This is a genomic window from Methylomonas sp. BG-2, assembly GCF_057766305.1.
Map to the genome: position 1 here is coordinate 1 of NZ_JBYMAP010000026.1, position 12366 is coordinate 12366.

Here is a 12366-nt window from a genome sequence, read left to right on the forward strand (position 1 = left end):
AGTGGTGGCCGCCGGACAAATGAAATTGCGTAACGGTATGGCGGTCACCCCTGACCAGCAAGCCGCGCCCGGCGAGCGCGAGCCGGCGCCGTGAAACTCACCGATTTATTCATCGTTCGGCCGGTCCTGGCCAGCGTCGTCAGCTTGCTGATTCTGATTCTCGGCCTGAGAGCGTTGGATGTCTTGGAATTGCGCCAATATCCGAAAACCGAAAATACCGTCGTTACCATCACGACCGCCTATCCGGGCGCGGACAGCGACCTGATCAAAGGTTTCATCACCACGCCGCTGCAACAAGCCATAGCCGAAGCCAACGGCATTGATTATCTGTCGTCCAATAGTCGCCAAGGTAGCTCGGTCATCGAAGCGCACATGCGGCTGAACTACGATCCGAACGCCGCGGTCGCCGAGATTCAGGCCAAAGTGGCCGGCAAGCGTAACCAATTGCCGGCCGAAGCCGAGGATCCGGTGATTAGTTCGCAAACCGGCGACGACACCGCGCTCATGTATATTGCGCTGTACAGCGACAGTTTGCAGGACGCGCAGATTAGCGACTACCTGCTGCGGGTCGTGCAGCCTAAGTTACAGGCGGTTCCCGGCGTCGGCAAGGCGGCGATGTTGGGTAACAAGACCTTCGCGATGCGTATCTGGCTGGACCCGGCACGCATGGCGGCGTTGAGCGTGACCGCCAACGATGTCGCCGGTGTGCTGAAAGCCAATAACTACTTGTCGGGAATTGGCGCCACCAAGGGCAATTTTGTCAAAATCGATTTAGGGGCAACGACCGACGCGGTGTCAAAGCGGGAGTTCGAGCAATTGGTGGTCGCCAATCGCCGCGGCGTGCTGGTTAGATTAATCGACATCGCCGACATCGAACTGGGCAGCGAAGACTACGACACGGTCAACTGGTACAAAGGCAAGACCGCGATTTTCATGGGCATCGAGCAAGCGCCGGGCGCCAATCCGTTGCAGGTCGCGAAATCAGTCAAAGTCTTGTTGAAAGAGATCGAGCGCGACTTACCCAACGAAATGCACATCCTGCTGCCTTACGACGCCAGCCAGTTCATCGAGGATTCTATCCACGAAGTGTTTGCGACCTTGTTGGAAGCCGTCGCGATCGTGCTGGGCGTGATTTTTTTGTCGCTCGGCTCGTTCCGCGCGGCGCTGATTCCAGCGGTCACGGTACCGCTGTCGCTGGTCGGCGCCTGCTTTTTGATGCTGGCGATGGGCTTTTCGATCAATTTGTTGACGATGTTGGCGATGGTGCTGGCGATAGGCTTGGTGGTGGATGACGCGATTGTCGTCGTCGAAAACATCCATCGCCACATCGAGCAGGGCCACGGCCGTATGCAAGCCGCATTGGCTGGCGCCCGCGAACTGGGGCTGCCGGTGATCGCGATGACCACGACGCTGGTAGCGGTGTATGTGCCGATCGGTTTCATGGGCGGATTGGTCGGCACGCTGTTCACCGAATTTGCCTTCTCTTTGGCCGGCGCCGTGCTGATTTCCGGTATCGTCGCATTGACCTTATCGCCGATGATGAGCGCGCGCATCTTGCCGGAAGCGGGGCGCGGTGGACGCTTCGAAGTCTTGGTCGAGCATTTTTTCGAAGGTCTGGCCAACGGCTACCGCTCCGCGTTGCGGCGAATTCTGGAGTTTCCTTACGCGGTGTTGATCTTTGCGCTGTTGGTGTTGCCCAGTATTTATTGGATGTACGACTGGTCGGGCAAGGAGTTGGCGCCGACCGAGGACCAAAGCTTTTTGTTCGCGATCGCCAGTAGCCCGCAAACCGCGACGCTGCAATACAATCAGACCTATTCCCGCGAATTGATCCGGCATTTCGAAAGCCTGCCGGAGCATGAAGAAAGCTTTTTGATCATGGGTTTTGGCGGCGATACCAATACTGTGTTCGCCGGCATGAAAATGCCGTCCAGTTTCGAGCGCCAGCGCTCTCAACAAGCCGTCGTTCCGGAACTGCAAGCCAAGGTAGACGGCATCGCCGGATTTCAGACCGCCGTCGTGTCGCCGCCCAGCTTACCGGGTTCGGGTGGCGGTTTGCCCTTGCAGTTCGTCGTGACCAGCGATGCCGATTACGACAAGCTGGACCAGGTTGCCGAGCAAGTACTGGCGCAAGCGATGCAAAGTGGTAAGTTTGCCTTTTTGGTCAAGGATGTTCGCTTCGACCGTCCGAAATCGACCTTGGTGATCGACCGCGACCGCGCCGCCGATTTAGGCATCACGATGGAAGACATCGGCGCCAATCTGGCCGGCTGGTTGGGCGGGCAGTACGTTAACCGCTTCGGCTTGCAAGGTCGCAGCTACAAGGTGATTCCGCAAGTCGGCGATGCCGACCGCCAGGATTTGGCCATGTTGGACAGCTACTACTTGCGCGGCAGCTCCGGCGCCCAAGTACCGCTGTCGGCCTTGATTAAAGTCGTCGACAGCGTCGAACCCGGCAAGCGTAGTCAGTTCCAGCAACTCAACAGCATCACGCTCAGCGGAATTCCGGCTCCGGGTATTGGCCTTGGCGATGCGATGGCCGCGCTGGATGGCATTGCCGGCGAAGTGTTTCCGCGCGGATTCGCCGCTGATTACACCGGCGAGTCGCGCCAATACCGCCAGCAGGGCAACGTGCTGATTCTGACCTTTTTCATGGCCTTACTGATTATCTATCTGGTATTGGCCGCGCAATTCGAAAGTTGGCGCGATCCGTTGATTATTTTGATTTCGGTGCCGCTATCGATTGCCAGCGCCTTGGCATTTTTGATGCTGGATTTCGCGACCGTCAATATCTATACCCAGGTGGGCCTGATTACGCTGATCGGCTTGGTCGCCAAAAACGGTATTTTAATCGTCGAATTTGCCAACCAACTACAACAGCGTAGCGGCTTGAGCAAGCCGGCGGCGATCGAGCAGGCCGCCGCGATTCGGCTGCGGCCGATTCTGATGACCACGGTCGCGATGATCGTGGCGATGTTGCCGCTGTTGACCGCCACCGGCCCCGGCGCCGCCAGCCGCTTCGCTATCGGATTGGTGATTGCGTCCGGCTTGGGTATCGGTACCTTGTTGACGCTGTTCGTCGTGCCGCCGTTTTATCTGATTTTGGCAAAAGATCGCGGCGCCGAGCCGGTAACCACGCCCGCCGATGACCAAAGCCATGCAAGGTAACGGCTATTCGGAACGCCGCTGTGGCACAATATCCGCATCGGACGAATAACCCGGTACCGATAACTTGCCATAAACCAAAGAATTTGCTCGGGAGCAAACATGCGTATTGTCAGATTGAAAGTTTTGTTAACCAGTCTTGCACTCGGTATCGCGTCCGGCGGTCCGGTTCGGGCGGAAAGCGCCGAGCCGCAAGATCATGCCAGTCATCACGCCGCCGGCAGTTTCGAGTGGCCGGGGATCTACAACGGGTTTCTGCCATGCACGGATTGCGCGGGCATTAAGACTTCGCTGGCGCTGAACAAAAACGGCAGCTATATGTTGATGACCCAATTCGCCGGCAAATCGGATCGCGAATTTGTCGAGAAGGGTAAATTCAGTTGGGACGACAAGAATAAAACCATCACGCTGACCCCGAAAAACGGCGGTCCCAGCCACGTCTATCTGGCTGGCGAGAACGCGCTGACCCAGCTCGACGAACACGGCAATCGCATTACCGGCAAGCAAGCGGAACGCTACCAACTGCGCAGGACCGACTTCACCCAGCAAGCGCCGTCTCACGGCGGACATTAAGTCCGCGCCCGGCCGAGTTGTCGCCGTTACGGCGACAACCGCTCGCTGTTGGAAACCGCTTGACCCACTAAGGGCGGTGTTCAACGCGACGTCAGACTAGCCGCCATCGGCGTCAATTTGCCGGCTCGGGCGTCCATTCCGCATCGATGATTGCCGCCGGACGCTGCTCGCCCTTGCCGATTTCCAGTAAATCCCAGAATAACAAACCGCCGCCCACCGCGGTCATCAAACCGAATACCATGCGCCAAATCATCGCCTGCATGAACCAGGGATGATTTTGCGCGGCGAAATAACCGGCCCAGGTTGAGCCTTCAACAGCCCTTTCGATAAACGATTGTTCATAGCCGGCGATCAACAAGGCTACGGTCATACCCATCACCCCTAGATTGAGCAGGACCGCCGCGGTTTTCCAGCGCCAGCCATTGGCAAGCTCGCCGCCCATCCAGACGTTACCGCGCGCTTGCTGTGCGGCCAGATAGAAGAAGGCGATATTGATGGTCGCATAGGCGCCGAAGAAAGCCAGATGACCATGCGACGCCGACCACTGGGTGCCGTGGGTATATAAATTGATTTGCGGCAGCGTGTGCATGAAGCCCCATACGCCAGCGCCCAAAAAGTTGCCGAAGGCATGGGCAATGATCCAGGCCAGGGCAGGGTGGTTGCTATTTTTCAAACGATGGACGCCGGCATCGTAAATCGAATGCACCACCATCGCTACCAGCGGAATCGGCTCCAGCGCGGAGAAGAAGCCGCCGATGGTGAACCAATATTCCGGCGTCCCTATCCAGAAATAATGATGGCCCAGGCCTAAAATGCCGGAACCGAACATCAACGCCACTTCGATATACAGCCAGGTTTGCACGACTTTACGGCGCACGCCCAGCAATTTCATCAAGCTCCAGGCCATGATGCAGCCGACCAGCACTTCCCAGGTGGCCTCCACCCACAAATGGATCACCCACCACCACCAGTATTGATCGACACTTATGTTGGTGACATAGAACATGCCGGCCAGATACAAACCGGCCAAGGCCACCAAATCCAGCGTCAATACCCCAGCGATGCCGGACCATTTGCCCTTGGCAAAGGTGGCTGCGACGTTGTAGAAGAATGTCAGCACCACGACCACGATGCCGATGTCGGCCCAGCGCGGCGCTTCGATGTATTCGCGGCCTTCGTTAATCAGCCACAATGAGGTGTCGGTGCCGCTGCCGATTTGAATCAGCAGGTAAACCAGTACCACGATGGTGACAGCGCCGGTCAGCACCCAAAACGCCAGTTGCCCCCATTTCAGGCCGACAATATCCACGCCGCTTTCGTCTTCCAGAAACCAGTACACCGAGCCGAGAAAGCCGTACAGCATCCACACCACCATGGCGTTGATATGCACCATGCGGTTGACGTTGAAATCGAGGATTTCGTATAAAAAGCTCGGGAAGATAAATTGCAAACCGGCCAGCAGGCCGAACAGCAGTTGTGCCATGAACAACACCATGGCGACGGTAAAATAATGCACCGCCAGTTTTTGTCCGCCGCTTAGATTCGGATTGGCCATGAACTCGGCATGCGTTTGTTTGCAACCGGCCCAGCAGGCGGCCGTTTTTTCTTGATAGGCTTGTAGCGTCATCTATTTGTCCTCTTCGCCGAGCGCGATGAAATTATGCGGGAAGCCGTTGGTGTCGATGGATGACATCCATTTCAGGAAAGCGACGATGGCTTCGGCTTCCGGCGGCGTAATGTCCAGGTTGGGCATCTTGCGGTTGGAGCCGTAGGTTCGGGCATTTTTTTCAGGATCGAGCAGGAAATTCACCATCATTTGCTCGCGGGATTCCTTGGCGCCCCAGCCTTGATCCAGCCAGGCTTTGGTCAGGTCCGGCGCAAAATAGGCGCCGTTGCCGAGCAAGGTATGGCAGTTCATGCAGTTTTTGGCTTGCACGGTTTTTTTGCCGTGATCGACCAGTTTTTCCGCTTCTGCTTCGCTCAAAGCTTTGCCGAACAACGGCGCGTCGTCGCCTATGGTCGGTTGATAGCGCTGTTTGGCCTTGTCGAAGCGGTAGCTGACGTCTTTGTTAATCACGCTGTAAGCGGGTACGCGCGGGCCGCCGGCGCTGATTTGTTGCATAGAATCGAAGCTTAGAATTACTAGTAGCACAAAGGAGCCGCCGGTGACCCAGATCGCGGTTTTTTTCCAGAATGTTTCCGACGCCCAGCGTGGGATTTGTTCAGTCATGATGACCTCCGTGGGGGTTGAGATGTGTCGTCCTGATGCGTGGCGAGACATAGACGCCAAATGAGCCGTGGCATCCAGCCATAGCCCAGCGCCATCAGCAGTGACAGCACCAACCAATAATCGCTAAAGCGATTGACGTAGCTAAATAAGCCGACGCAAATCAATAGCGCAACATAACCGAGTCGGGCACCCATCAGAAAAACCCTGGCGCCGCTGATTTTGTGCCAAGCGTAGAGTCCAGCGTATACCGCCGCGAGCAGAATGATTAGCGCCGCGCTGAAAAAACTCAGGAAAAAATCGGATAATGCAACAGGTTGAATCGGCATGCGCTCGGCTCCGAAAGTTAAACATGGATTACATATGCAACTTATGGCCAGTGTAGTGCTCATTAACCTTTATTTCAAATGCAACTTTAGGAAACAGGGATTATGCAACTGACTGCTCATACGGATTACGCGCTCAGAGTATTGATTTATCTGAGCCGCAATACCGAAAAATTGGTGACGATCAGCGAACTCGCGGAGTTTTTCGGCATCTCCAGAAACCATTTGGTCAAAGTGGTCCACAAATTGGGAGTCAAGGGATTTGTGCGAACCGTGCGCGGTAAGGGCGGCGGTATCCGTTTATCCAGGCCCGCTTCCGAAATCAATATCGGCGCGGTGGTGCGGGAAGTGGAAGGTCGGTTTCAGATGGCCGAATGCTTTAATCCGCAAAAACAAGGGGTTTGCGCATTGCAAAACGGTTGCGGTTTGACCGGATTATTGAGCGAGGCGGTCGAGCAATTTTTAGCGGTACTCGACGGCGCGGCGCTTAGCGATGTGGCGCTGGAACTGTAAAGTCCAAAAGCGGCTAGCGGTAATGATCGCCAACGTACGGGTTACTCTTGCGCTCGGCGCCGAATGTCGACATTGGACCGTGACCAGGGATGAATTTGACGTCGTCGCCGAGCGGCCAAAGTTTTAAACGTATCGAGTCCAGCAACGCTTGATGGTCGCCGCGCGGAAAATCGGTGCGGCCGATCGAGCCCTTGAACAACACGTCGCCCACGATGGCCAGACGCGCGTCGCTATCGAAAAAAACTACATGGCCCGGCGTGTGGCCGGGGCAATGCAGGACCTGTAAGGTATTGAGTCCGACCCGAACGCTGTCGCCGTGTTGTAACCAGCGGTCCGGTTTGAAGATCTTGGTTGGCGGAAAGCCGAACATCCGACATTGCTCGGGCAACAGCTGAATCCAGAAATCGTCGTCTTGATGAGGACCGGCAATCGGCAGCCTCAATTGTTCCGCTAGCGCCGCGACGCCGCCGACATGATCGAGATGGCCGTGAGTGACCAATATCGATTCCAATTCGGCGTCGTGTTGCGCGACAGCCGCCAGCAGTAGATCCAGGTCGCCGCCCGGATCGACCAAGGCCGCCTTACGGCTGCGTTCGCAAACCAGCAGCGTGCAGTTTTGCTGGTAAGCGGTGACCGGAATAATCTGGTATTGCATCGTTAAATATTCAACAACAAATGCGCCGGTGCTTCCAGGCATTCCTTGATGATGCCGAGAAATTGAACGGCTTCCTTGCCATCCACCAAGCGGTGGTCGTAGGACAAGGCCAAATACATGATGGGCCGAATCACGATTTCGCCATTCTCCACGATCGGTCTGTCCTTGATCGCGTGCATGCCCAAAATGGCACACTGCGGTGGATTGAGGATGGGGGTGGACAGCATCGAACCGAATATCCCGCCGTTGGTGATCGTAAACGTGCCGCCGCTGAGATCCTCGACGCTGATGGAACCGTTACGGGCTTTTTGGCCGAAGTCGTGTATGCCTTTCTCGATACCGGAAAAATCGAGCTGATCGGCGTCGCGCAGGATCGGCACGATCAGCCCGCGTGGGGTGGTGACGGCGATGCCGATGTCGTAATAGCCGTGGTAGATGATGTCGTTACCGTCTATCGAGGCATTGATGGCCGGGAAGCGTTTTAAGGCTTCGATCGAGGCCTTGACGAAGAAGGACATAAAGCCGAGCTTGATATTGTGCTTGGCTTCGAACCTGTCCTTATATTGGTTGCGCAAATCGATGACGGCTTTCAGGTTGACCTCGTTGAAGGTCGTCAACATCGCGGCGTTTTGCTGGGCCTGCAACAGGCGTTCGGCGATTTTGGCGCGCAGTCTGGTCATGGGTACCCGTTGTTCCGGACGCAGACTAGCCACCGCCGAAGCCGACAAAGGGGCGGGGGACGCTTCGATGGCCGAGTCCGCCGGCTTGGCCGCTTGCTGATCTTGCAAATAGTCCATCACGTCGCTCTTCAGTATTCGGCCGTGTTTGCCGGATGCCGGAATCGCCTGTGGGTCGAGTTCGCGTTCGGCAACGATTTTACGGACCGAGGGGCTCAGCACCGGCTCGGCGCCAACCGCCGCCGGCAAATCACCGGGTTTGTTCGCGCTGTCGTCCAATAACGCCAGGACCTGACCGGCGACGACCGTGGTATCGTTCGGGATCAGTATTTCCTTCAGTACGCCGGACCGGGGTGCCGGAACCTCCAGAATCACCTTATCGGTTTCCAAATCGGCTAGGTTTTCGCCGGCCTCGGCCCAGTCCCCGGCTTGCTTGTGCCACGCGACCAGATTGGCATCGGAGATGGATTCGGGGAGGCTGGGGACCAATATTTCAAAGCTCATGAGTTGTTCCTTCGTTGCTGCCGTAAAGTGCGGTATGGACTACCGCTTTTTGTTCGTTGAGGTGGGTCTTGTAATTGCCTACCGCCGGCGCGGCGGAAGCGACGCGGCCGGCATAGCTGATAGTAATCTCCGGGGAAACGTGTTCGATAAAATGGTGTCGGCTTTGGTACCAGGCGCCCTGATTTTTAGGCTCTTCCTGACACCAAACGATATGCTCGATGTTAGGATATTTATCCAATTCTTGCTTGAATCGCTCGTTAGGAAAGGGATAAAGCTGTTCGATGCGGACAATGGCAACGTGTTTTAGGCCGTCTTGGCGGCGGGTTTCCAGCAAATCGTAATAGACCTTGCCGGCGCACAGGATCAGCCGGGTCACATGAAACGGATCGATATCATCAATTTCCCCAATAATGGTCTGAAACCCGCCGCCGGTCAATTCGTCCAGCGTCGATACCGCCAATCTGTGGCGCAGCAGGCTTTTGGGGCTCATCACGATCAGCGGTTTGCGGTATTGGCGCAGCATTTGCCGCCGCAATAAATGAAAAATTTGCGCGGGTGTCGTCGGCACGCAAACTTGGATGTTTTGGTCCGCGCACAGCTGCAGATAGCGCTCCAGACGGGCGGACGAATGCTCAGGTCCCTGGCCTTCGAAGCCGTGCGGTAGCAGCATCACCAGACCGCTGAGCTTGCCCCATTTGGTTTCACCGGATGCGATAAACTGATCGATCACGACTTGCGCGCCGTTTGCGAAATCGCCGAATTGAGCTTCCCAGATAACCAGTTTATCCGGCTGCGTGGAGCTGTAACCGTACTCGAAACCCAGCACCCCGGCTTCCGATAGCAATGAGTTAAAAATTTGCGGCCGGCCTTGGCGGTCGCTCAAATGTTTCAGCGGGATATAGTTTTCGCCGTTGACCTGATTCAATAAAATCGCGTGGCGATGCGAAAACGTGCCGCGGCCGATGTCCTGGCCGGTCAGGCGAATGTCGTAGCCGTCCATCAACAACGTGGCGTAGGCCATGTTTTCCGCAAAGCCCCAGTCCATCGCCAAGTCCCCGTCGGCCATTTTTTGGCGATCGTCCATCACCTTGGCGACCCTGGGATGCAATTCGAAGCCGGGCGGCAAACTTTGTAGCCGCAAATTGCAGAAACGGATACGTTCGATGCTGACCGTGGTGTCGATCGGCGTATCCCAGTGTTTATTAAGGTAGGGTTCCCAGCGCGCCGAGTAGGAATAGACCTTGTTATCGATGATTGGCCGGGAAACCGGCTTGCCCTCGTTCAACAGCTGCATGTAATGCTGTTCGATTTGCTGAATGCCAGCTTCGTCGATCACGCCTTCCTGCACCAGCCGTTGGCCATAGATTTGCGGCGGCGTGGCGTGTTGGTGGATGGCTTTGTACATCATCGGTTGGGTCGCGGCCGGCTCGTCGGCCTCGTTGTGGCCGTGGCGGCGATAGCAGATCAAGTCGATAACAACATCCTTATGGAAGGTCATTCGATAATCCAACGCCAATTGCGTGATGAAGACCACGGCTTCCGGATCGTCGCCGTTAACGTGAAACACCGGTGCCTGAATCATGTTGGCGACATCGGTGCAGTACAGCGTCGAACGGGCGTCGAACGGATTGCTGGTAGTGAAGCCGATCTGGTTGTTGATCACGACATGCACGGTACCGCCGGTCGAAAACGCCCGGGTCTCCGCCATGTTCAGGGTTTCCATCACGATGCCCTGACCGGCGAACGCGGCATCGCCGTGTATCAACACCGGGAGAATGACGTCGATACCGCCGATGCCGTGCCTATCCTGGCGCGCCTTAACCGAGCCCTCGACCACCGGATTGATGATTTCCAGATGCGAGGGATTGAAAGCCAGGGTTAAGTGGATGGGCCCCCCCGGCGTGGCGATATTCGAAGAAAATCCCATGTGGTATTTAACGTCGCCGGTCAGAGCGCCCGGCATCGACGTGTGCGTGCCCTCGAATTCGCCGAATAATACCGCCGGACTCTTGCCGAGGATATTGACCAAGACGTTGAGGCGGCCGCGATGGGCCATGCCGATTACAATTTCGGTGACCTTGCTTTCGCCGGCGCGTTGGATCAATTCATCGAGTATCAAAATCAGCGATTCGCCGCCTTCCAACGAAAAGCGTTTTTGACCGACATATTTGCGATGCAGAAACTTTTCCAGACCCTCGGCGGCAATCAGCTGTTTTAGCAACCATTGGCGCTTTTCCGGGTGACTGGAGAAATCCGGCTTGGCGCCTTCCAATTTGTTCTTGATCCAACGCTTGGATTCATCGTCGACGATATGCATGTATTCGCTGCCGATACTGCCGCAATAGATTTGCTGCAAAGTCTGGATGATCTCCCGCAACGGCAAACGATCCACCCCGCACAGACCGCCGGTATCGAACAGCGTGCTCATATCGGCGTCGGTCAGGCCGTAATAAATTGGCTCCAGATCGGCGGGCATCGCCGCGATTTTCCCCAACGGGTTATTTCGGGCGATTTGATGGCCCTTGACTCGGTAATGATTAATTAAGCGAGCAACAGCGGATTGCTTTTTGACGCTTTGCTCGGTAAACCCGCGCATTTTGGCAAGTCGGCCCGGTTCCGCGATCGCCAGTTTTTCGAAACGCTCGACAATGATGCTATGCGGCGTATCTTCGGTGGAGCCGCGATGAATATCGTCGAAACGCCGCCGCCAGACTTCCGAAACCGTATTGGGATCGTGCAGGTATTGTTCGTATAACGATTCGACATAAACGGCATTGCCACCGTAGAGGGAAGATGATTCTTCGAACAGTTTTAGCAGATTAGTCATATCCGGGGCCGCTGGAATCGCAAGTAAGGAGCATTATGGTAGAGCTAAAATGATATATTACCAAGTAGTAAGTGCGGGACCGCGCCGGTCGATATATCCGGCTCGGGCGGCATTTTAGCCCTGGGAAGCGTCGGAAATCATATGTCTGAAAATAAAGTCGTTATCAAAATAAATTACGATAAATCCAGAGCCGGTCAAACCCCGGCAACACCCAAAATGGTCACTATTTGGCATACCGGTCGAATTGCCGCGGTAACTGGACTCGTTGTGGCGATTATCGGGGTGTCCGTATGGTTATTCTCCGGGGATAGCGAGCAAACCCCGGCGCCCCCTATAGCGGAAGCCGTGCGGACCGCGCCGGAAACTATTATAACCTCCGACAATTCAATGCCGGTCCCGCAAATTGAAACGCCGCAGTCAGTGGCGCGAAAATCGCCGGGAGAAATTCCGGCTTCGGCAAACTCAATCTCGGGGCAGAAACATCAGCCGGCTATCATTTACTCCCGGAAAGTGATACGAGCCTCTTTAACCTACGGCGTAAAGGATACCGAGCCGACCGAACAAGTCAAATCGGCTACCGTTCAGATCCGGAAGGAGCCGGTCGAGTTATATTACTTCAATGAAGTGAGAAACATGAAAGGTAAGACCTTGTTTCACCAGTGGTTCAAGGATGGGCAGCTAGTACTTAAAAAGGCCGTCGAGATAAGAGATAATAAAGCCAGGGTTTGGACTGCTAAAAACTTGTCTTCCAGGGATAAGGGTCAGTGGCGAGTACAGTTGCTTGGAAAAAAAGGTGAGCTATACTCAGAGGCGGGGTTCGATGTAATCCAATAACGGTATTTTATTTATTACAAGTTGATGATAGAATCCGTTGCGTCATTTAATTATCTGAGGAATAT

General features: G+C 55.5%; 10 protein-coding genes. 4 read left to right on the forward strand and 6 right to left on the reverse strand.

Annotated elements, in window-relative coordinates; genetic code table 11:
- The first annotated feature begins 90 nt into the window (after positions 1 to 90).
- Both AC3B8H_RS04060 and AC3B8H_RS04065 read left to right on the forward strand, forming a co-directional pair.
- Entirely contained in the window at positions 91 to 3168 is a 3078-nt protein-coding gene (locus AC3B8H_RS04060; protein WP_488440339.1) for an efflux RND transporter permease subunit, read from the forward strand.
- 99 nt (positions 3169 to 3267) lie between these two features.
- On the forward strand, positions 3268 to 3738 hold the full coding sequence (locus AC3B8H_RS04065) for a copper resistance protein NlpE (protein WP_488440340.1): 471 nt from the start codon (positions 3268 to 3270) through the stop codon (positions 3736 to 3738).
- Between the two features lie 112 nt (positions 3739 to 3850).
- Here the strand turns inward: AC3B8H_RS04065 and AC3B8H_RS04070 are convergent, their stop codons facing one another.
- The 3 genes from AC3B8H_RS04070 to AC3B8H_RS04080 are packed head-to-tail and all read right to left on the reverse strand — an operon-like array spanning position 3851 to position 6294.
- Positions 3851 to 5365, reverse strand: a complete 1515-nt coding sequence (locus AC3B8H_RS04070) for a cbb3-type cytochrome c oxidase subunit I (protein ID WP_488440341.1) — start codon at positions 5363 to 5365, stop codon at positions 3851 to 3853.
- Positions 5366 to 5968 carry a c-type cytochrome gene (locus tag AC3B8H_RS04075; RefSeq protein ID WP_488440342.1) on the reverse strand — a complete coding sequence of 201 codons (603 nt, stop codon included), beginning with the start codon at positions 5966 to 5968 and terminating at the stop codon, positions 5366 to 5368.
- Positions 5965 to 6294, reverse strand: a complete 330-nt coding sequence (locus AC3B8H_RS04080) for a hypothetical protein (protein WP_488440343.1) — start codon at positions 6292 to 6294, stop codon at positions 5965 to 5967. Before AC3B8H_RS04080 ends, AC3B8H_RS04075 begins: the two co-directional genes overlap by 4 nt.
- A 102-nt stretch (positions 6295 to 6396) precedes the next feature.
- On the opposite strand from AC3B8H_RS04080, the gene AC3B8H_RS04085 reads away from it, so the two are divergent.
- Positions 6397 to 6804: an Rrf2 family transcriptional regulator gene (locus AC3B8H_RS04085; RefSeq protein ID WP_488440344.1), complete on the forward strand. Its 408-nt coding sequence runs from the start codon at positions 6397 to 6399 to the stop codon at positions 6802 to 6804.
- A 13-nt stretch (positions 6805 to 6817) separates the two neighbouring features.
- On the opposite strand, the gene AC3B8H_RS04090 is transcribed toward AC3B8H_RS04085, so the two are convergent.
- The 3 genes from AC3B8H_RS04090 to AC3B8H_RS04100 are packed head-to-tail and all read right to left on the reverse strand — an operon-like array spanning position 6818 to position 11467.
- Positions 6818 to 7459, reverse strand: a complete 642-nt coding sequence (locus AC3B8H_RS04090; RefSeq protein WP_488440345.1) for an MBL fold metallo-hydrolase — start codon at positions 7457 to 7459, stop codon at positions 6818 to 6820.
- 2 nt (positions 7460 to 7461) lie between these two features.
- Complete coding sequence (gene odhB, locus AC3B8H_RS04095; protein WP_488440346.1) at positions 7462 to 8640, reverse strand: 2-oxoglutarate dehydrogenase complex dihydrolipoyllysine-residue succinyltransferase; 1179 nt, start codon at positions 8638 to 8640, stop codon at positions 7462 to 7464.
- Positions 8630 to 11467 carry a 2-oxoglutarate dehydrogenase E1 component gene (locus AC3B8H_RS04100; protein WP_488440347.1) on the reverse strand — a complete coding sequence of 946 codons (2838 nt, stop codon included), beginning with the start codon at positions 11465 to 11467 and terminating at the stop codon, positions 8630 to 8632. The genes odhB and AC3B8H_RS04100 overlap by 11 nt, the downstream gene beginning before the upstream one ends.
- Before the next feature lie 141 nt (positions 11468 to 11608).
- Here AC3B8H_RS04100 and AC3B8H_RS04105 point away from each other — a divergent pair, with 141 nt between their 5' ends.
- Entirely contained in the window at positions 11609 to 12301 is a 693-nt protein-coding gene (locus tag AC3B8H_RS04105; RefSeq protein WP_488440348.1) for a DUF2914 domain-containing protein, read from the forward strand.
- The last annotated feature ends 65 nt before the right edge of the window (positions 12302 to 12366 follow it).

Coding starts and splice junctions, on each gene's coding strand:
- AC3B8H_RS04065 (WP_488440340.1), top strand. CDS start 3,268: ATGCGTATTGTCAGATTGAAAGTTTTGTTAACCAGTCTTGCACTCGGT.
- AC3B8H_RS04070 (WP_488440341.1), bottom strand. CDS start 5,365: ATGACGCTACAAGCCTATCAAGAAAAAACGGCCGCCTGCTGGGCCGGT.
- AC3B8H_RS04075 (WP_488440342.1), bottom strand. CDS start 5,968: ATGACTGAACAAATCCCACGCTGGGCGTCGGAAACATTCTGGAAAAAA.
- AC3B8H_RS04080 (WP_488440343.1), bottom strand. CDS start 6,294: ATGCCGATTCAACCTGTTGCATTATCCGATTTTTTCCTGAGTTTTTTC.
- AC3B8H_RS04085 (WP_488440344.1), top strand. CDS start 6,397: ATGCAACTGACTGCTCATACGGATTACGCGCTCAGAGTATTGATTTAT.
- AC3B8H_RS04090 (WP_488440345.1), bottom strand. CDS start 7,459: ATGCAATACCAGATTATTCCGGTCACCGCTTACCAGCAAAACTGCACG.
- odhB (WP_488440346.1), bottom strand. CDS start 8,640: ATGAGCTTTGAAATATTGGTCCCCAGCCTCCCCGAATCCATCTCCGAT.
- AC3B8H_RS04100 (WP_488440347.1), bottom strand. CDS start 11,467: ATGACTAATCTGCTAAAACTGTTCGAAGAATCATCTTCCCTCTACGGT.
- AC3B8H_RS04105 (WP_488440348.1), top strand. CDS start 11,609: ATGTCTGAAAATAAAGTCGTTATCAAAATAAATTACGATAAATCCAGA.